Genomic DNA, 18,384 nt, shown 5'->3' with positions numbered 1-18,384 from the left:
CCACTAGGCCACCTCCTCGAGCACAGCTTTTGCCGCCTTCGCAAGCCCCATAGGCAAGCGCGACGGTAGGCCGCACTGCTCGACGCGCTTCGTCAGCCCGCGGACCTGGCCGATGGTGGCCACCACCCGCGAACCCGCAATCGCGGCGATCTCATCCACCCCGATGCCTGCCCATCCGATGTCCCTGACCACCAGCACGTGCCGCAGCCCTGCTCGCTCGCACTCGGCGACCAGCTGCGCCGCCGCCGAAACTGCCCTGACCTGAGGCGCGACCAGGATCGCCACCACGTCAACGCGCGCAGGCAGCTGCGTGCACGGGGCATCCACCACGGTCACCCCGCCGGCGCCGAGCACCTCCACCAGCGCCTCCAGCTCGTCAACAGAAGCGAAAGAGCCCAATCCCGCGCCAGCGACCTCCCTGCTACACGTCATCACCGCCACGCCGTCCGGGGTGGCGGGCAGCGCGCGGCGCACGTCCTCGCGGGCAACAGCACCCTCCCCGATCGCGATCTCGCCCCACCTGGCGCCGATCTCCTCCTCGATACCGAGCAGCAGGTCCAGCCCGCCGGAGTGCGCGTGCCCATCCACCAGTGTCGACGGCGCCGCAGCCCTGGCGCACGCCGCCGCGAACACCGAGGCCCCCACCCCACCGGACGCGCCCACCACACCAATGACCCGACCCCGCTCCTTCGGTGTCCGCAGCGCCCCGAGCGCGCGCAGTAGCTGCCCGGACTGATCCGGGACGTCGTAGGCGCCGCGCTGCTGGCCGAGCTCGAAACAATTCGGGCGGCGCAGCACTGCGGGTGGCAGGTGGGTGGCGAAGTGGGCGTCGATAAGTATGGCGAAGGCCTGCTCACAGCGGCGGGCGACCTCCGCTGGCTCGGCGCCGCTAAGGTCGGTGACGGGCATCCCCGTTGCCGCCGCGAGGTGCATGGCCTCGGGGTGCAGCGCCGCGTCGTTGACGGCGATGGTGATGTTGTGCGTGCTCATGGCTTCGAGCATCGCTGACGTCACACCGCCACTACAACGGTTCAAGGCGCGCCTGTGGATAACTCCCGCGCTGCCTGAACGTTCAACCTCCTTTTGTGGATAAGACGCTGCACAGCCCAACGCGTTCGTGTATATGGCGTTAGAATGTGCCACATGGCTTCGAACTCGGCACCGGTAGCGGCGTTTTTTGATCTGGATAAGACGATCATCGCCACCTCGTCCGTGTTCGCGTTCGGCAAAGAGTTCCTGAACAACGGCATGATCACGCGCCAGGAAGCGCTGGACCTCTACCTGACCAAAGCCGCCTACATGCTCATCGGGCAGAGCAGCGAAAAGATGGACACCACCCGCGACAACCTGGCCAACATGATCACCGGCTGGAGCGTCGAGGATGTCACCGCTGTGACCACTGAGACCATGCACAACGTGATCACCCCGGCGATCTACTCGGAGGCCCGCGAGCTCATCGAGGCGCACCGCGCGCTCGGCCACGACGTCATTATTATTTCGGCGTCGGCAAATATTCTGGTGGCGCCGATTGCGAAGGAGCTGGGCATCGACATGATTGTGGCCAGCGAGGTCGAGGTTGTCGACGGCACCCTCACCGGCCGCATCACCCGCTACCTCAAAGGCGACGCCAAGGCCGAAGCCATCCGCGAATTCGTCGCCGAACACGGCTACGACCTGGATCGCAGCTACGCCTACTCCGACTCCGCCACCGACATCCCCATGCTGGAGCTGGTTGGCAACCCCGTCGCCGTCAACCCGGACCGGGCGCTGCGCAAGCACGCGCAGGCGGAGGGCTGGGACGTGCAGACGTTCAAGAACCCGGAGCCGCTGATCCAGATGCCGAACGCGAAAGAGGTCGGTATCGGGGCGTCCGTCATCGCGGGCGTGACCGCGTTAGCCGTGGCAGGGACGCTGCTGGCGAAGGCCATCAAGAAAGATAAGTCTGCCTAGACCCTGAGGGTGTGCGACAAATCCCATCAATGGTTGCTAGGGTTGAGTGCATTCAATAATCGCAGGAAGGTTGAACATACAGTGAGCAACGAAGGTCTGTACACCAGTGGAACGTCCGCAGTGTCCGCAAAGGTTAACTCGATTCCTTTGCACGACACCGATGTCACCCACCCGGGCAAGGACTCCATCGGTACGTTGATTTCGAACGCCTCCGAGCAGGTTTCCACCCTGGTTCGCGGCGAGATTGAGCTGGCCAAGGCCGAGGTCATCGGCGAGGCCAAGAAGGGCGCCGTCGGCGGCGGCCTGCTGGGCGTCGCAGGGGTTATCGCCCTGTACTCCTCCTTCTTCCTCTTCTTCGCGTTCGCCGAGATGCTGTCCTCCTGGATGCACCGGGGTTGGGCGTTCCTGATTGTCTTCGCCATCATGATCGCCCTGGCGGGCATTCTGGCGCTGGTCGGCGTGAAGAGCCTGAAGAAGATCCGCGCGCCGAAGAAGACCATCGATTCCGTCAACGAGCTGAAGAACCTGCGCCCAGGCCAGGCGCAGAAGAACCTTGCCAAGGACAGCTCGGGGCTCTACACGGGCTCGAACTAGGGCGTGCCAGACTTTTCGACGTCCCCTTCGGCTATCGACCTACCTGGTCCTTTTACCCACGAGTGGTTGCACACTCGTGGGTTGCGTCTGCATGCGGCCGTCGCGGGCGACCCTACGAATCCCCTGCTGTTGCTGCTGCACAGCGCGTTCGGCGGCTGGTATGACTACCGCAACCGCATCGCCGACTTTGCCGATTCCGGCTATCACGTCGCAGCCCTCGACCTGCGTGGCTGCGGTCTGTCCGACAAGCCGGTGCGCCGCAGCGGCGACGCCCTCCTGCTGCACGCCGGTGACCTGAAGGGCGCGATCCACACGCTGGGCCACGACTCCGCGGAGGTGATCAGCGCGGGCGCCTCCACCGTGATCACGAACACGCTGCGGGAGCGGTCCCCGCACCTGGTCACGCGCCACACCTCAGCACCATGGACCGGCAGCAAAGCCGCCTTTGTGCCGACGCCCCTCTACCGCCACTTCCCGGCCCTCTTCGACCAACTGTGGCTGCGTGACCTGCTGCGCAACCAGCCCGAGGACGCCACCGCCGACCACCTGCGCCTGCGCCGGGACGGCACCCACATCACCAACGCGCTGCCCTACATTCTGGAGCTCGCGCGCATCGAAGCCCGCATGTAGCTAGCGCCCGACGCACGCCCCCGTACCAACCTGCTCACGCAGCCCAGCGATCTCGCCCGTACGCTCCAGGATCTGCTGCGCGGTGAGCACGTAACCGGTCTCCGTGGCGTCCACAGAGGCGCCAAACACCATGCCCGCGACAGCGCCGGACGGGGTCAGCATCGGCCCACCCGAGTTGCCCTGACGGATATTGCCGCGGATCGTATACACCTGGCGTTGCACGTGCCGCTTCGCGTAAATATCGGGGCCAGACAGGCTGACTTGGTTGCGCACCCGCACCGGCATCGCTTCAAACGGGCCGGACTCCGGGAAACCCATCACCAGGGCGCTGTCGCCGGTGCGCAGCGTGCCCTCGGCCCAGCGCAGCGGCGCGATCCCCAGCGCCTCCGCGTGCAGCACCGCGATGTCCGCCTCCGAGTCGTAGAAGACCACTTTGGCCTTCTTCACCCCAAGCACCGTGTCCAAGGACACCGTCTCCGTACCCGCCACCACGTGCGCGTTGGTGAGCACGTAGCCGTCCGCGATCACGAAGCCGGAGCCCATCAGCCGCCGACTGCAGGACTCCGCGTCCCCCATCACGTGCACCACGGAGGCGCGGACGGCGTCGACAAGCTCGGGGCGCGCAACCGACGGGTCCGGGGCGTCGACCTCCGCATGCCCATCCGAGGCAAACGGGGAAATCAGCGGCGGCAGGCCCGAATCCGCCAGCACCGCCGCCACCTGCGACGGCAACTGCTTACCCGCCGCCGGCATCGCGGCATCAATCTGCGTGAGCACCCGCGAGCTCTGCAGGTGCTTCGCCCATGCCCCCGGCAACGACGCCGCCAACGGCATACACACGCACCACACCAACGCCACCGCTACGGCCCCCTGGAACAGGGCACCGAACAGCGAATCGAGACGCTGCGCCGACTTCCGACGGAACCTGTCATGCACCCAGTCACCCACCGTCGATCCCGCGAAGGACCCCAGGCAGACCACCAGCACAACCACCACAATCAGCACCGCCACGCGCACCCACTGCGCGTCCGCGCGCTGAATCAACGGCGGCACCCCCACCACCGCGAGCGTCAGGCCAGCCACGATCCCCAGGGCCGACAGCACCGCCGAAAACGCACCGCGCCGCCAACCACTCACACAGGCGGCGAGCACGATGATGAGAATGAGGACGTCGATAAGCACTAGAGCCCCACCGCTTCCTCAAGCTCCTCCAGCGAGTGAAACTCCTTCGGGAACAACCCGACCTGCTGCCCGTCGCGCAGCACCAACGTCAACGGCACCACCGCAGGCAGCCCCAACGCGCCCGCGAACGCATTCTCACTGTCCTGGTAACTCGGCACATCGACGCCCAGATCCCCCAACAACGCCGCCCCATTCGCAGCGTTACCATCCGCGTGCACACCCACCACGCGCACGTCCGGGTGCGCCTTCGCCAGCGCGTCAAACAACGGCAACTCCGCGCGGCACGGCTCGCACCACCACGCCCACACGTTCACCACCGTCAAGCCCGACTCCGCCTCCTGGCCCGACTCCCCACCCAAACACGGCAACGCGACGCCGGCCACAGTCGGGCCCGGGCAATCCGGGCGCTGCGCCACCTGCGCCGTCGTGGCGGGCTGGTTACCCGGCTGCGCCGGTTCCCCAGGGCGCAACAACTGCCACGCACCCCCAACCACCAGCGCCGACACCACCACAATCGCAGCGACGCTCGCAACCACCGACCTACTCGCGCTCACACCTGCTCCATCTCGCCCTTGACACGTTTCGCCGCCTCAGCAGGATCCGTCGGACCCTCCAGACCAAAGCTGGGACAATCGTACGCGATAGGGCAGACACCACACGCCGGCGACTTGGCATGACACACCCTCCGGCCCTCAAAAATGATCCGATGCGAAAACATCGTCCACTCCGAAGGCTCAATCAACTCCGCCACAGCATGCTCAATTTTCACCGCATTTGAGCCCAAGGAGGCGTCGATAAGCTTCAGCCTGTGCATCAAACGCTGAAAATGCGTATCGACGGTCAGCCCCGGCCTCCCAAACGCATTCCCCCGCACAACGTGCGCCGTCTTGCGCCCCACACCCGGCAAGCTGACCAGGTCCTCCAACGCGACCGGCACCTCACCCCCAAAATCCGACACCAACTTCTGCCCCAAGCCAATCAAGTTCGCAGCCTTCGCGCGGAAGAAGCCCGTCGGGCGAATGATCTCCTCCACCTCCGCCTGCGACGCCGCCGCATAATCCGCCGCCGTCGGGTACGCCCGGAACAGCGCGGGGGTGACCTGATTCACCCGCACATCCGTCGTCTGCGCCGACAGCACCGTCGCCACAAGCAGCTCCAGCGGGTTCGAAAAATCCAACTCCGCATGGGCATCAGGGAACGCTTTCGCCAGCGTACGATTAATCCTCCGCGCGCGACGCTTCCGCGTCAACGGCGACTCCTCCCCCTTCAACACCGGATGCTTACCAGGGACCCGCCGCTGCTGCGGCGTCAACGAACCAGACATGCTTTCTCACCTTAACGGGGTAAGCGATACGATGGACGCATGGCAGTACTCTTAGTCGTCGCGATTCCCCTCATTCTCGGGCTGTTCACCATAGAAATGGAACACTTAGAGTCCGCAGTCGTCGACTAGTGGTACAGTTCCAATGTGGTGTGACTCACGCACACTTCAAGAGCTAACGTGACAACCGACACGGACTGTCACACCCGTCCACAAGGAGGATTCATGGAAGGCGCACACGAAATTCTCGCCCGCGCGGGCATATTTCAAGGCGTGGATCCCGCGGCCGTCGCAGCACTGATCCAAGACATGGAAACAGTCACCTTCAACCGCGGCACCACCATTTTCGACGAAGGTGAACCCGGCAACCGCCTCTACATCATCATCAGCGGCAAAGTGAAACTCGCGCGCCACGCCCCCGACGGACGCGAAAACCTCCTCTCCGTCATGGGCCCCTCCGACATGTTCGGCGAACTGTCCATCTTCGACCCAGGACCACGCACCTCCTCCGCAGTGTGCGTCACCGAAGTCACCGCGGCCACCATGGACTCCACGCTGCTGAAGAAGTGGATCGACAACCACCCAGAGATCTCCCAGCAGCTCCTCCGCGTCCTGGCCCGCCGCCTCCGCCGCACCAACGCGTCCCTCGCCGACCTCATCTTCACCGACGTCCCCGGCCGCGTTGCCAAAACCCTCCTCCAGCTGGCCAACCGGTTCGGCACCCAGGAAGGCGGCGTCCTGCGCGTGAACCACGACCTCACCCAGGAAGAAATCGCCCAGCTTGTCGGCGCCTCCCGCGAGACCGTCAACAAAGCCCTGGCAACCTTCGCCCACCGCGACTGGATCCGCCTCGAAGGCAAGTCCGTGGTCATCGTGAACACGGAGCACCTCGCCCGCCGCGCGCGGTAGGCTGCTGTTCTAGTTTTTGCCTGTTTTGTGAGCCCCCGGGCCTTCCCCGGGGGTTTTCTTCTGCACTTGTGGGGACCTCTTTCACCGTCAGTGCCAAAGGACGCACCTTATTTTGGATAGCCCTTTTACTACCAGGCTGTTTGAATGTCTAGCTTCTTCTGGATTGCGTCCCTTGGCACTGGAGCCCTGGGAGTGTGCACCAAATTCCCACACTCGGTTTCAGCGACCTGGGCCTTTGCAGACCGGCCTGTAGAAATCCCGGAATCTGGTGCCGAGCGGATTGAGCCAAGCACCAAATTCCCACACTCGGCTTCGGCGACCTGGGCTTTTGCAGACTACCCTGCCAAAAACCGGGAATCTGGTGCCGAGCGGATTCAGCCAAGCACCAAAGGCAACACAAAAGCCCTAGCTGCCAGCATCCACGACTAAGGCAACTAGGGCTCTAGAACTCAAAACACCAACAACTAGTGTTCCTTCAGGTAACGCAGGGCGACGCGCGTGGACTGTTCGGCGGCGCCGCGGAGGACTGGGTCGACGTCGTCGTAGATGGCGTCGACAAGGGTGTTGATGTCTACGTCCTCGCCGTACTTCTTCAGGGCCTCACGGATCTGGTCGAGGCGCTGCTCGCGGCGGTCGATGTACTTGCGGGCGAAAGCGGAGAGGTCCGGGGCATCAGGTCCGTGACCTGGCAGCAGCGGGATGCTCTTACCGCGGCGCTCCAGCATGGACAGCGTTTCCAGGTATTGCGCCAGGTCGCCGTCGGTTTCGGAGATCATGGTGGTGTGGCGGCCGGCGATGGTATCGCCGGTAATGATGCCTTCGAGCTGGTCGTCTTCGACGTCGTGGGTGTAGACGAAGAAGCAGGTAGAGTCCGCGGTGTGACCCGGGGTCGCGACGACCTGGATCTTAGGGGAGACGCCTTCGATGGAGATGATTTCGCCATCGGTGAGCGGCTCGGCGCCGTGGGTGTAGCGGGCGTCAAGAGCGCGGATTGGGGCGCCGGTGAGCTGCGAGAAGCGGCGGGCGCCGTCGGCGTGGTCGTGGTGGCGGTGAGTCAGGAGGATGAGGGCAACCTTGTCCGCTTTGGACTGCAGGACGTTGAGGTGGCCTTCGTCTTCTGGGCCCGGGTCGACGACGATGCTGTACTCGTCTTCGGGGTCGCGCACAACCCAGGAGTTTGTGCCTTCGAGCGCCGCGTAGCTTGGATTGGGCGCAAGAACGACCGCGACGGATGCCGTTACAGGACGCAACTGACTATAAGCGGGATGCTGCATGCCACCCACCCTACCGCCTTGCGCGCGGATTTTGCTGCGAAACAACGCGATTCCCCCGCTTAGGGGCACCGCGCGGTATCACTGCAGCTCGACGACGAGCTCCACTTCGACTGGGCTGTCGAGCGGCAGCACGGCAACGCCGACGGCGGAGCGGGCGTGGGCGCCGGCATCGCCAAAAATGTCGCCGATGACATCGGAGGCGCCGTTGATCACGCCGGGCTGGCCGGTGAAGGTTGGGTAGGAGGCGACGAAGCCCACGACTTTCACCACGCGCTTGATGCGCTCGAGGCCCACCAAATTATCGACGGCAGCTAACGCGTTGAGGGCGGCCTGCCGGGCGTAGCTGTAGGCGTCCTCGGCGGAGACGTCCGTGCCGACTTTGCCGGTGGCGGGCAGGGTGCCGTCGATAAATGGGAGCTGCCCGGAGGTGTGCACGTGGTTGCCGGTCTGCACCGCGGGAACGTAGGCCGCGACGGGCGCGGCGACGGCGGGCAGGGTGATGCCGAGTTCGGTAAGGCGCGCGGCCCAATCAGTGTGTGCCATGGCCTACTCCTGCGGGCGCTTCATGTAGGCGACGACGCTGTCGGGCGTCGGCCCTGGGGTGACGGTGACCAGTTCCCAGCCGTCTTCACCCCAGGTGTCCAGGATTTGCTTCGTGGCGTGCGTGAGCAACGGAACCGTTGCGTATTCCCATTTCGTCATGGCCACTACCCTAGACGAATTCTAGAGGCCGATAATCTCGCGGCCGGCGACGAGGTGCTCGCCCCAGTCGTTGACCTGTGGGTTCTTGCGCAGGACTGCGCGGCGCTGGCGCTCGGTCAGGCCGCCCCACACGCCGAACTCAACCCGGTTCTCGAGGGCCTCGGCGAGGCACTCGAGTTGGACGGGGCAGCGTCGACAAATTTCTGCGGCCTTGCGCTGCTCGGCACCTTGCACGAAGAGAGCATCCGGGTCACCTGTGCGACAGATTGCACGCGTAATCCACTCCCCACGGTCAAACACAAGATCCCCAGCAGAGTTCACGCGGCGCGGAATGGCGCGGGTGTCCTCGCAAGTCGCGGTTCCAAGAGTGGCAGTCATGAATCGGTCTCCTTTCAAGCGGAGGCAAAGTATAATACTTAGACCCATTAAGCGCTTGTAAGTGTATTCACAGGGTATGCACCTTGTAAAATGCATCACACGAAAGGTGGGGGCGTCCTATTCACTCTCCCCCGCGTTTCATTTAAGGTAACGGTGTGACTGCACTTCGTTCCTTTGGAAACCTCCTGCTCGGCCTTTGCGCCGTTGCGCTGGCGATTGCCCTGTGTTTGGCGCCGGTCGCAGGCCTGACGGGCCTCGCGATTGCGCGCACCGCGAATACAATGCAGTCGAATCTGCTCGACCTGACACACGGCGATGTCCCCGGTGTCACGACCGTTACGGACGTCAACGGCACCCCCATTGCGTGGTTATACAAACAGCGTAGATACGAGGTTCCGAGCGAAAAAATTTCAGCGCATGTAAAACATGCGCTGGTTTCCACAGAGGATCGACGCTTTTATATGCACGACGGCGTTGATATGCAGGGCTTTGCGAGGGCCATGGTGACCAATGTGCTGGCGGGTGGTGTCGAGCAGGGGGCGTCGACAATTAATCAGCAGTACGTGAAGAACTACCTGTGGTTGGTTGAGGCAGGCAATGATGAGGAGGCGCAGGCGGCGACCGAGCAGTCGATCCCGAGGAAGCTGCGAGAAATGCGCATGGCTTCCGACCTGGACAAGACGCTGACGAAGGACGAGATCCTCACTCGCTACCTCAACCTTGTTTCCTTCGGGAACCACGCCTACGGCATCGAGGCCGCGGCCCGCATCTACTTCGACATCCCGGCCGCTGAACTGAACCCGTCACAGGCGGCGCTGCTGGTGGGGCTGCTGCAGTCCGTGGAGTACCTGAACCCGTACACGAACCCGGAGGGCGCGACGCAGCGCCGCAACACCGTGCTGCAGAACATGGTGAACGAAGGCCACCTCACGCAGGCGGAAGCGGACCGCTACGCGGCGACCCCACTGGGCGTGGTGGACAAGCCGAAGGGTTTGCCGGACGGCTGCATCACCGCCGGTGACGCAGGCTTTATGTGCGACTACGCCCTGCAGTACCTGGAGAGCAAAGGCTTAAGCCTCGACGAGATCGAGCGCGGCTCCTACACCATCACCACCACCCTCGACCCGGCGGTGCAGGCCTCGACGGTGCAGGCGGTGCGTAACAACGTCAACCCAGCCACCCACGGCGTGGCCGAGGTCCTCAACGTGATCCGGCCTGGCACGGACTCCCGCGACATCCTCGCGATGGCATCCTCGCGCTACTACGGCCTCGAGCTGGAGAAGCACCAGACGATCATGCCGCAGCCGACCTCCATGGTGGGCAACGGCGCCGGTTCCGTGTTCAAGATTTTCACGGCGGCTGCAGCGCTCGAGCAGGGCTACGGCCTCGACTCCATGCTGAACACCCCGGCGCGCTCCGTGGTCTACGGCATGGGCAAGGGCGGTGCCGCCGGCTGCCCGCCGGGCGCCTACTGCGTGGAGAACGCCGGCGTCTACCCGCCGCAGATGACGCTGCGCGACGCCTTAGCTCAGTCCCCGAACACCTCGTTCATCGAGCTCATCCAGAGCGTCGGCGTCACCCCAACAGTGGATATGGCGGTGCGCCTGGGCCTTCGCTCCTACACCGAACCCAATACGTTTGGCGACGGCCGCTCCGTCGCCCAAGCCGCGAAGGAAGAGAACATGGGCTCCTTCGTGCTCGGCCCCACGGCTGTGAACCCGCTCGAACTGTCCAACGTGGGCGCCACGCTCGCCGCCGGTGGCCGCTGGTGCGAGCCGAACCCGATCAAGAGCGTCGTGGATAAGCACGGGCAGGAAGTGTTCATCCAACGCCCGCCGTGCGAGCAGGTCATCGACCCAGACATCGCCGGCGCGCTCGCCCTCGGCATGTCACACGACACTATCGACGGCACCGCCAAGGACGCAGCCGCCGCCTCCCGGTGGACCGCGCCCGTCGCGGCCAAGACCGGCACCACGGAGTCCCACCAGTCCTCCGCGTTCCTCGGGTTCACCCGCGGGATGGCCGGCGCGCCATACATCTTCAATGACGGCACCCAGACCACCCCGCTGTGTACCGGCCCGGTGCGCCAGTGCTCCGCAGGCAACCTGTTCGGCGGCAACGAGGCCGCGCGCACCTGGTTCCAGGCCGCCCACGGCGTGCCCGGCGCCGCGGCAGCGGGCCTGCCACCGACCAGTGCGACCTACACGCGCGGCACGAAGCAGTCGGCGCTCGACGCCGTCGTCGGCCTCCCGGCCGCCACCGCGAAGCAGCAGCTCCAGGCGCAAGGGTTCAACGTGACCACCCAAACCGTCTTCGGCAACGGGGCGCCCGCCGGCAACGTCATCGCAGCGATCCCCGCCAACCCCGCGCTCACGCAGGGCACCATGGTGACCCTCAACGTGTCCGACGGCAGCGCCGCCTCCCCCACCGCGTCGCCGTCGGCGTCCACCCCGCCACCAACGAGCACGCAGGCCCCCGCCGTCGACCTCGACGGCATCCAGCAATCGCTCAACGACGCCCGCGATGCGCTCACGAACGTCTTCCAATAAGGCTGGGTGCTAGCTCAGCCTTAGCTCAGGCGGGCCTTGACCGCCGTGGAGAGCCGCTTGCCGTCAACACGGCCGGCGGCTTTCGCGTTCGCAGCCTTCATGACCTGCCCCATCTGCGCCATGGACTCGGCGCCGACCTCGGCGACGGCCTCCTCCACCAGGACATCGACCTCCTCGTCCGTGAGCTGGGCGGGCTGGTATGCCTCGAGGATTTCGGCTTCGTGGAGTTCGGCGTCGGCAAGCTCTTGGCGGCCGTTCGTGGCGTAAATCTCCGCGGACTCGCGGCGCTTCTTCACCTCGCGGGCAATGATCTTCAGGATCTCCGCATCGTCCACCTCGTGCTTCGTACCCTCGGTCTCAGCGGTCTGGATCGCGGCCAGCAACATACGGATCGTGCCGGTGCGTTCCTTCTCCTTCGCCTTCATCGCGGTTTTCAGGTCTGCGCGCAGCTGTGCTTTCAATTCACTCATGTGGGAAAGCGTAGTCCATCTGTACGCTAGGACGCGTGAATACTTCCCTCAAACGCCTCACGCGTGCCGCCGGCGTCATCGCTGCGACCGGCATGGCCACCGCCGCGTACGGCGTGAGCCAACTCAACAACTACCGACTGAAGGAATACACCCTCCCCCTCCTCCCGCCCGGCACCCTCAACGGACGCGACTCCTTCGACATCCTCCACGTCAGCGACCTCCACATGATCCCAGGCCAACGCGCAAAAGTCGCCTGGGTCTCCAGCCTCGCCGAACTCCGACCCGACCTGGTGATCAACACCGGCGACAACCTCTCCGACCCCAAGGGCGTGCCTTGGGTCTTCCAGGCCCTCGGCCCGCTCCTCGACATCCCGGGAGCCTTCGTCTTCGGCACCAACGACTACTGGGCACCCCGCCCCGTCAACCCCTTCAAATACCTCCTCGGCACCAAGCGCGAGCCCTCCTACGTCGACCTCCCCTGGGAAGGCATGCGCGCCGCATTCCAGGAGCACGGCTGGCACGACGCCACACACCGCAGGCTCGAGTTCAAAATTAACGACGTCCGCCTCGCCCTCGCCGGCGTCGACGACCCACACCACAACCTGCACGACTACTCCACCATCGCCGGCGCCCCCAACCCCGACGCGGACCTCGCCATCGCGCTCCTCCACGCCCCCTACCGGGAAGTCCTCGACGCCTTCGAGCGCGACGGCTACCAACTGGCGCTATCCGGCCACACCCACGGCGGGCAGATCTGCCTACCTGGCGAGCGCGCCATCGTCACCAACGCCGACATCGACCGTGAGCGCGCCTCCGGCCTCCACCGCTTCGGCCGTATGTGGATGGAAGTCTCCAACGGGCTGGGCACCTCCAAGTACGCCCCCGTACGGATCTTCTGCCCGCCATCCGCGGCGCTCCTCCACATCACGGAGCGGCCCTGACCACGGCTTTTGTTTTTCGCGGGCACAGGAGTAAAGTAACCAGGTGCCCACGGGATATGGCGCAGCTTGGTAGCGCGCTTCGTTCGGGACGAAGAGGTCGCAGGTTCAAATCCTGTTATCCCGACCAATAGAAACCCCGCCGCTTTCGCGGCGGGGTTTCGCGTTGCTCAGATGGGCTTGGGACCCGCGCACCACATTCCTTGTTTTTGGGGAGCACCGTCGGCGTTTCCCCAGGTCGCCAAGGGGCAGGGTGGGAATTTGGTGTCACCCCAACCGGGGCGAGTGCCAAAGGACGCAACATCATTTGGACCAGACATCTAAACCCGCAGGTCCCAAAAGGCCTACTTTTCGGAAGATGCGTCCTTTGGCACTGGCTCACCATCTTTGGAGGATCCGAGGACGGTCATGCCGTGGTCGAATCCCTCGGGCTGGCATGCCTGGACGATCAGGGAGATCGCCAGGCCGCCGACTGCGATGGCTCCAAGCGCGATAGCAACGGGCTGCAGCTGACGGGCATCAATACCGAACTGCCTGTTGACGGCGGCAATCTGGTCCTCGAACCCGCGGCCTACGTGGCGCAGGGAGTCGTTGAACTGCCCAAGAGCGGCGTTGATCTGTGGCTGCATCGTGTTCGCAACGCCAATGCCAACTGCGGCGGCGAGCCCGATTGGTAGCAGCCAGAGGATCGGGCTGTTGAGCGCGAACATGTTGGCCATGCAGCGCTTGAAGCCGTCGGCAGATGAATCGGCGGGAGCGGGAGTAGGCGTAGAAGGCGCAGGCGTGGTCGAGCTCGGGGCTGCACCGCCGTTCGCGATGACCCCCACGACGGTCTTCACCTCGTACGTTGCGCCCGTGGCGGTGGTGACAGTAACTGGGATGTCAACCTTCTCACCGACTTCGGCGGAGGCGGGTGGGGTGACCAGCAGATCTCCCGAGGCGGACACGGAGGCCCGCCACCCGGTCGGCAGGGCGCCGAGCTTGTAGGTGTTGCCGTCGGTGTGGCTGCTGATCTTGATGGACGTCGGCACGCCCGGCGCGGTGATGGCCGGCGGGTACGACGGTGCTGGCGCTTCAGTCGGCGCAGTTGAAGGAGCAGTCGGAGTGGCAGTCGGGGACGGCTCCGGCGCAGCAGTCGCGGAAGAAGTAGGTTCAACTGGCCCGGTCGGCACGTTGGCCACGGTGAAGACGGCCTGGGTGGTGTAAGCCTCGCCGTGGGCTGGGGTGACGGTGACAGGGACGCCGATCCAGGCACCTGGGGTGGCAGACTTCGGCGCAGTCGCGGTAACGGTGCCGTGCTCGTCAACGCTGACCTTCCAGCCATTGACCCGGTCGGGTACCGAGTAGCGGTTGCCGTCGGTGGCGTTGGTTGCAGGCTGAGTACTCGTCTCGCCGGGAAGGACGGAGGCGGAGGCGTAGCTGACGTGCGGGGATTCGTCGGTTTCCTTGATGGCCGCGAATGCCGGAACGACCAGGATGGCTCCGTCGGTGTAGGTGACCTTGACGGGGATGAGGATGGAGTCGCCGGGCTTGGCGTCGGCTGGTGGCGTCGAGAAGACGCGGCCGTGCTCGTCGACGGTGGCGGTCCAGCCCGGGATGGTTGGCTTCCACTCGGGGTCGATTTCGAAGGTGGCGTCGGAAGGAACCTTGGAGCCTTCGTGGAGAGGGACCTCGTCGGTTGCTCCCGGTTCCTGGACGACCTTGCCGTAGGTTGGCACGATGTGGCCGACGCCGACCTCGATGATGCGCTTGACCGGGGTCTTGGTCGTGGTGGTGTGTTCGACTGGGTTGCCGACGACGTGGCCGTCGACAAGCTGCCAGGTCTTCTCCGTGATGGTTTGGCCGTAGGAGCCTTCCTGGATGGTCTTGACCACGCCGGCGGGCAGGCTGTCTACCTGGCGGATTTCGGTCTCGAACGGCACGGGGGTGTGGATGGTCTCGCGTAGCTCTGTCTGCTTGGATTCCTTCTTGGTGCCGACCAGGATGAGTTGGTCCTCGGCCTCCACGACCTGCGGTTTCTGCGCGATGCCGTCGATAATTTTGTAGGAGATCCTGCCCACCTTGCCGCGCTGTCCGACCTTGTGGGTGCCGGCCTCGAGCGTCGGGTCTTCCCGGATGATGACGCGGTACGGCGTCTCTTCAGACCAGTGGATTTCCGGCGTGACGCCCGGTGTTTCCTTCGTGCCGACGCGCACGATGCGATCCTGCGGGTCCGCGATGCGCGTCTGCTCGATGCGTGTGCTGACCACCTCGGAGTTCGTGATGGTCCTGGTCGTGTTCACTTTGTCGGTGCCGAGCACGCCGGGGTGTTCGGCGTCGACGACCTGCGTGCCTACGTCGAGTGTGGGGTCGAAGACGATCTGCGTCTCAAACGGCACGATGACTTCGTACTCGGTGTTGATGTCGAAGGAGGCATCAGGCGCGGGCTCCCTGACCACGACGAACGTCGCGGTGACCTCGTCTTTCGAGCCGTCCTGGTAGGTGACGGTGACGGGGACGTTGAGGTGGTCGCCAGACTCGGCGTCTTTCGGTGGGGTCGCAGTGACGGTGCCTTTGCCGTTCACGCGCAGCTTCCAGCCGTCGAGGCTCGCGGGCACGCTGAACGGCGTCTTTTCCGCGAGGTCGCGGGCAGGGATGCGGGTGGGCTCGGTGATCTCAGATCGCTTGTCGACGCCCGGCTTCGCCTCCTGCTGCTCGTATCGCGGCTCGTAGACGGCGCGCTGCTCACCGAGGACGACCACGGTGGCGACGATGATGGCGGTCGTGCCGTCCTTATAGGTCACGCGCACCGGGATGTCCGCGGAGCTGCCCGGTACGGCGCGCTCGCTGACCGGGGTGGTGATGGTGCCCGTCTTCGGGTCGATCTTGACCTGCTCCCACCGGAGGTTACGCGGCGGAGCGATGTAGTGCTTGTCCTCCGGGTCCGTGATCAGTGCGAACTTCGGTTCCGAAATGTCCCGGACGCTTCCAGTGTCCAGTTTGCTCGTGACCGTGGTTCCCGGCTTGCCCGACTTGGTTTGGTACCGCGGGTTGTTCATGCCTTTGTCGTCGCCGACGACGGTGAACGCCGCCGGGACGTCCGCCTCGGAGCCGTCCGGGTAGCGGACGTGGATGTCGATGATCGCCTGGTCACCGGGCCGCGCGTCCTTCGGCGGAGTGGCCGTGACCACGCCCTTCTTCGACACGTCGAACGTCCAGCCGTCCGGGAGTTGCTCCGGCAGGCTGTACTTCGCCTTCATCGGGTCCGCCAGCAGGGTGCTGATCATCGAGGAGACCGGCAGCCCGGGCTTGGTGAAGCTCTGCGGGTAGTTCGCAACGTCGGTGCCCGTACCGTCGCCGATCACGTTGATGGTGGCGGTGGTTTCCTGCGGCACAGCGCCGCTGGCGTAGTGGGTACGCACCGGCACCGTGATGTAGGCGCCCGGCAGCGCGGTGTCCGGGATGGTGACGGTCAGCTCGCCGGTGGTGGCGTCGAGAGTGACGCTCCAGTCGCCGACTTTGTACTGCTGGGAGCCGTTAGGGAAGGTATAGCGGTTCGGCGTTTCGTCGTGCGCGTTGCCGCCGAGGCCAACCTTCGGCACGGTCGGCGTGAGCGTCATGCGGTCTGCCACCTCACCCGAGGCCGAGCCATACGACGGCACTTTCACGTCCGAGAACACCTGGAAGGACACCGGAGCTTCGTCGGTCGTGCCGTCCGGGTAGGTCGCCTTCACCACGGGTTTGATGGTGGTGAAGTTCGGCACGGTTGCCTTCGCCTTCGCGGTGACGGTGCCTTCCTTATCGACTGTGACGTTCCAGCCGTCTTTGTCGGAGGGGGCGTCGATAAGCTCGAATTTCTTCGGCTTGATGACGTCCCCCTTGCCCAGCACCCGTGTCAGGCTCGCCTTCGCGGTAAGTGTTGTGTTTTGGGAGCCCTGCACTGGCTCCGCGGGGTACTCGAGGTTGGTCTGCTGCGTGTGATTCGGCTCGACAACCACGAGCAGCGGGATCGCGTCCTGAGAGCCGTTCGAGTAGCGAACATGCACCACAGGCTGCGCAAACGTCCCAGGGGTCGGCTTATCGACGCCCTCCGGCGCCGTCATGATCACCCTGTAGTCGCCCTTTTCCTCGTCGGCGAACTTGGCGGTCCAGCCGTCGTAGACGAGGCTCTCGTCGAGGGCGATGGTGGCGTCGAACTTCTCTTTCAGGTCGGCGAGGGTGTGCCCGTTTGCGTCGGGAAGCTCCTCGAAGACAATCGCATCCTTTGAGATCCCGGAGGTGATGTTGACCTCAGACCTGGTGAACTGCGGATCGTGGTAAAGCGTGTCATCCACGCTGATCGCGTGCGAGCTGAGCTCGTTGGCGGTGTTGTAGCGTGGCAGCGCAATGGAGCTGGCCGTTACCCCAACCCTTGTATCTTCGTACGCGTGGTTCTGAGCGATAGCTTCGAGCTCCTCGACGCTGCGCGGCAGCGCAACCGCGGTAAACGTGAGGCCCTGGAGGCCGTCGAGCTCGGCGTCGTCGGCGAACTTCGGCCAGGTAAGGAAGAAGTCGGAGCCATCGCGCGTGATGGTGACGTGCTCGAGCACCTTGCCGCTGCCGTCCGCGACCTGAATGCGCAGACGATCCAGGTCACGTTCCGTGAACATCCCGCCAGCGGAAGCGATTTTGACCTTCTCCCCCGGCTTGATCACGGCCTTCGAAATGTGTTCCCAATCAAGTTTGAGGGGGACGCATTCGTCTGTCTCGCTCGGCCAGGGGTTGGCGTTCGCGTCAGCTACGAAGTTTTGGCTTTTGAAAAACCTGTGGTCAGAGTCTTCCTTTGTGTAAGCCCCTTTCCACGCAAAGGTGAGCCCTTCCGGGCTCACGGCTTGTTGCTGGAACTGTTCCGTGAAGGGGAACGCGCCGTTCAAGTTGCGCTGAACTCGGGAAGCGGTAATTTCGGCGGGCTCAGCAGTGTTGTTCACCGTGAACGGGTTACCGCCATCGAGCTTCTCGTCCGCGGGGACAACGCCTAGCTCGCCAGCTTCGACTGGAACAGGCCCGCTGTCGCTAAACCCTGTATCCGTGAAGGTGCGCTGCTTGTCCGCGTTGAAGTGCAGCTGGATGCCGAACTCAGTTGCGCTCTCGGAGTACTCGCCAGGGTTGAGCGCGTCAAACCTGAAACCCGCAACGTCCTTGCCGACATCGTCCTTCTCCAGCACCACTCGGCAGGCATCATCGCCCAGCCCCTCTGACTTCGCCTGCTGCTCAGCGCCGATCACCGCACCGGTGTACGCCAAGTTCTCCTGCGCATATGCAGCAGGGGAAGGTACAACCACAGCCGCGCTCCCCAACGCGAGCGCTATCGCAGACGTTACGGTAATTCCAACACGTACTTTCCGACGCCCCGCGCCCGGAAATGTGCCTTGCATGTGGCTGCCCTTCACTTTTCACAACGATTGGTCAGTAACAGCGTAATTCGGGCTGTGTGCTTCGTACACTCTTAACGTTGCATAAGTGGCAATA

16 protein-coding genes and 1 tRNA gene are annotated in these 18,384 nt (G+C 64.5%); 7 read left to right on the top strand and 10 right to left on the bottom strand.

Annotation, left to right across the window (positions count from 1 at the left end; genetic code table 11):
• Positions 1-3: 3 nt before the first annotated feature.
• A complete protein-coding gene (locus tag KBX13_RS07830; protein ID WP_256021557.1) occupies positions 4-990 on the bottom strand; it encodes a hypothetical protein in 987 nt (328 codons plus the stop codon).
• A 153-nt stretch (positions 991-1,143) separates the two neighbouring features.
• On the opposite strand from KBX13_RS07830, the gene KBX13_RS07825 reads away from it, so the two are divergent.
• The 3 genes from KBX13_RS07825 to KBX13_RS07815 all read left to right on the top strand — a co-directional run bounded on the left by KBX13_RS07825 (position 1,144) and on the right by KBX13_RS07815 (position 3,174).
• Positions 1,144-1,950 carry an HAD family phosphatase gene (locus tag KBX13_RS07825; protein WP_070363250.1) on the top strand — a complete coding sequence of 269 codons (807 nt, stop codon included), beginning with the start codon at positions 1,144-1,146 and terminating at the stop codon, positions 1,948-1,950.
• Positions 1,951-2,031: 81 nt separating this feature from the next.
• A complete protein-coding gene (locus KBX13_RS07820; RefSeq protein ID WP_070363251.1) occupies positions 2,032-2,544 on the top strand; it encodes a phage holin family protein in 513 nt (170 codons plus the stop codon).
• 3 nt (positions 2,545-2,547) lie between these two features.
• The gene (locus tag KBX13_RS07815) at positions 2,548-3,174 is read left to right on the top strand and encodes an alpha/beta fold hydrolase (protein ID WP_071573609.1); all 627 of its coding nucleotides are present in this window, start codon (positions 2,548-2,550) and stop codon (positions 3,172-3,174) included.
• Here KBX13_RS07815 and KBX13_RS07810 read toward each other — a convergent pair whose 3' ends face one another.
• The 3 genes from KBX13_RS07810 to nth are packed head-to-tail and all read right to left on the bottom strand — an operon-like array spanning position 3,175 to position 5,680.
• Positions 3,175-4,356, bottom strand: a complete 1,182-nt coding sequence (locus KBX13_RS07810) for a MarP family serine protease (protein WP_256021555.1) — start codon at positions 4,354-4,356, stop codon at positions 3,175-3,177.
• Positions 4,356-4,910, bottom strand: coding sequence for a TlpA disulfide reductase family protein (locus KBX13_RS07805; RefSeq protein WP_256021553.1), 555 nt, complete (start codon positions 4,908-4,910; stop codon positions 4,356-4,358). Before KBX13_RS07805 ends, KBX13_RS07810 begins: the two co-directional genes overlap by 1 nt.
• Positions 4,907-5,680: an endonuclease III gene (nth, locus tag KBX13_RS07800; RefSeq protein WP_256021551.1), complete on the bottom strand. Its 774-nt coding sequence runs from the start codon at positions 5,678-5,680 to the stop codon at positions 4,907-4,909. Before nth ends, KBX13_RS07805 begins: the two co-directional genes overlap by 4 nt.
• Before the next feature lie 222 nt (positions 5,681-5,902).
• Between nth and glxR the strand changes: the two genes are divergently transcribed.
• Positions 5,903-6,586, top strand: a complete 684-nt coding sequence (glxR, locus tag KBX13_RS07795) for a CRP-like cAMP-activated global transcriptional regulator GlxR (RefSeq protein ID WP_070363256.1) — start codon at positions 5,903-5,905, stop codon at positions 6,584-6,586.
• A gap of 464 nt (positions 6,587-7,050) precedes the next feature.
• Here the strand turns inward: glxR and KBX13_RS07790 are convergent, their stop codons facing one another.
• From KBX13_RS07790 to KBX13_RS07775, 4 genes are all read right to left on the bottom strand, one after another.
• Positions 7,051-7,860 carry an MBL fold metallo-hydrolase gene (locus KBX13_RS07790; protein WP_256021550.1) on the bottom strand — a complete coding sequence of 270 codons (810 nt, stop codon included), beginning with the start codon at positions 7,858-7,860 and terminating at the stop codon, positions 7,051-7,053.
• Between the two features lie 78 nt (positions 7,861-7,938).
• The gene (locus KBX13_RS07785; RefSeq protein WP_256021547.1) at positions 7,939-8,403 is read right to left on the bottom strand and encodes a RidA family protein; all 465 of its coding nucleotides are present in this window, start codon (positions 8,401-8,403) and stop codon (positions 7,939-7,941) included.
• Between the two features lie 3 nt (positions 8,404-8,406).
• The gene (locus tag KBX13_RS07780) at positions 8,407-8,562 is read right to left on the bottom strand and encodes a DUF4177 domain-containing protein (RefSeq protein WP_071569552.1); all 156 of its coding nucleotides are present in this window, start codon (positions 8,560-8,562) and stop codon (positions 8,407-8,409) included.
• A 21-nt stretch (positions 8,563-8,583) separates the two neighbouring features.
• Positions 8,584-8,940: a WhiB family transcriptional regulator gene (locus KBX13_RS07775; RefSeq protein ID WP_083290794.1), complete on the bottom strand. Its 357-nt coding sequence runs from the start codon at positions 8,938-8,940 to the stop codon at positions 8,584-8,586.
• Between the two features lie 155 nt (positions 8,941-9,095).
• Here KBX13_RS07775 and KBX13_RS07770 point away from each other — a divergent pair, with 155 nt between their 5' ends.
• Positions 9,096-11,489 carry a transglycosylase domain-containing protein gene (locus tag KBX13_RS07770; RefSeq protein WP_370687322.1) on the top strand — a complete coding sequence of 798 codons (2,394 nt, stop codon included), beginning with the start codon at positions 9,096-9,098 and terminating at the stop codon, positions 11,487-11,489.
• Positions 11,490-11,509: 20 nt separating this feature from the next.
• On the opposite strand, the gene KBX13_RS07765 is transcribed toward KBX13_RS07770, so the two are convergent.
• Positions 11,510-11,959, bottom strand: a complete 450-nt coding sequence (locus KBX13_RS07765; RefSeq protein ID WP_256021545.1) for a GatB/YqeY domain-containing protein — start codon at positions 11,957-11,959, stop codon at positions 11,510-11,512.
• Positions 11,960-12,051: 92 nt separating this feature from the next.
• Between KBX13_RS07765 and KBX13_RS07760 the strand changes: the two genes are divergently transcribed.
• Both KBX13_RS07760 and KBX13_RS07755 read left to right on the top strand, forming a co-directional pair.
• Positions 12,052-12,900, top strand: coding sequence for a metallophosphoesterase (locus KBX13_RS07760; protein WP_256021645.1), 849 nt, complete (start codon positions 12,052-12,054; stop codon positions 12,898-12,900).
• Positions 12,901-12,950: 50 nt separating this feature from the next.
• A tRNA-Pro gene (locus tag KBX13_RS07755) sits at positions 12,951-13,027 on the top strand.
• A gap of 214 nt (positions 13,028-13,241) precedes the next feature.
• Here the strand turns inward: KBX13_RS07755 and KBX13_RS07750 are convergent.
• Entirely contained in the window at positions 13,242-18,197 is a 4,956-nt protein-coding gene (locus KBX13_RS07750) for a YPDG domain-containing protein (RefSeq protein WP_256021543.1), read from the bottom strand.
• Positions 18,198-18,384: the final 187 nt, after the last annotated feature.

The sequence above is a fragment of the Corynebacterium sp. CCUG 51687 genome, from assembly GCF_024453995.1.
Lineage (GTDB): Bacteria > Actinomycetota > Actinomycetes > Mycobacteriales > Mycobacteriaceae > Corynebacterium > Corynebacterium pseudogenitalium.
This window is presented reverse-complemented; position numbering and strand designations above follow the sequence as displayed.

Coding starts and splice junctions, on each gene's coding strand:
- KBX13_RS07830 (WP_256021557.1), bottom strand. CDS start 990: ATGAGCACGCACAACATCACCATCGCCGTCAACGACGCGGCGCTGCAC.
- KBX13_RS07825 (WP_070363250.1), top strand. CDS start 1,144: ATGGCTTCGAACTCGGCACCGGTAGCGGCGTTTTTTGATCTGGATAAG.
- nth (WP_256021551.1), bottom strand. CDS start 5,680: ATGTCTGGTTCGTTGACGCCGCAGCAGCGGCGGGTCCCTGGTAAGCAT.
- glxR (WP_070363256.1), top strand. CDS start 5,903: ATGGAAGGCGCACACGAAATTCTCGCCCGCGCGGGCATATTTCAAGGC.
- KBX13_RS07790 (WP_256021550.1), bottom strand. CDS start 7,860: ATGCAGCATCCCGCTTATAGTCAGTTGCGTCCTGTAACGGCATCCGTC.
- KBX13_RS07785 (WP_256021547.1), bottom strand. CDS start 8,403: ATGGCACACACTGATTGGGCCGCGCGCCTTACCGAACTCGGCATCACC.
- KBX13_RS07780 (WP_071569552.1), bottom strand. CDS start 8,562: ATGACGAAATGGGAATACGCAACGGTTCCGTTGCTCACGCACGCCACG.
- KBX13_RS07775 (WP_083290794.1), bottom strand. CDS start 8,940: ATGACTGCCACTCTTGGAACCGCGACTTGCGAGGACACCCGCGCCATT.
- KBX13_RS07765 (WP_256021545.1), bottom strand. CDS start 11,959: ATGAGTGAATTGAAAGCACAGCTGCGCGCAGACCTGAAAACCGCGATG.
- KBX13_RS07760 (WP_256021645.1), top strand. CDS start 12,052: ATGGCCACCGCCGCGTACGGCGTGAGCCAACTCAACAACTACCGACTG.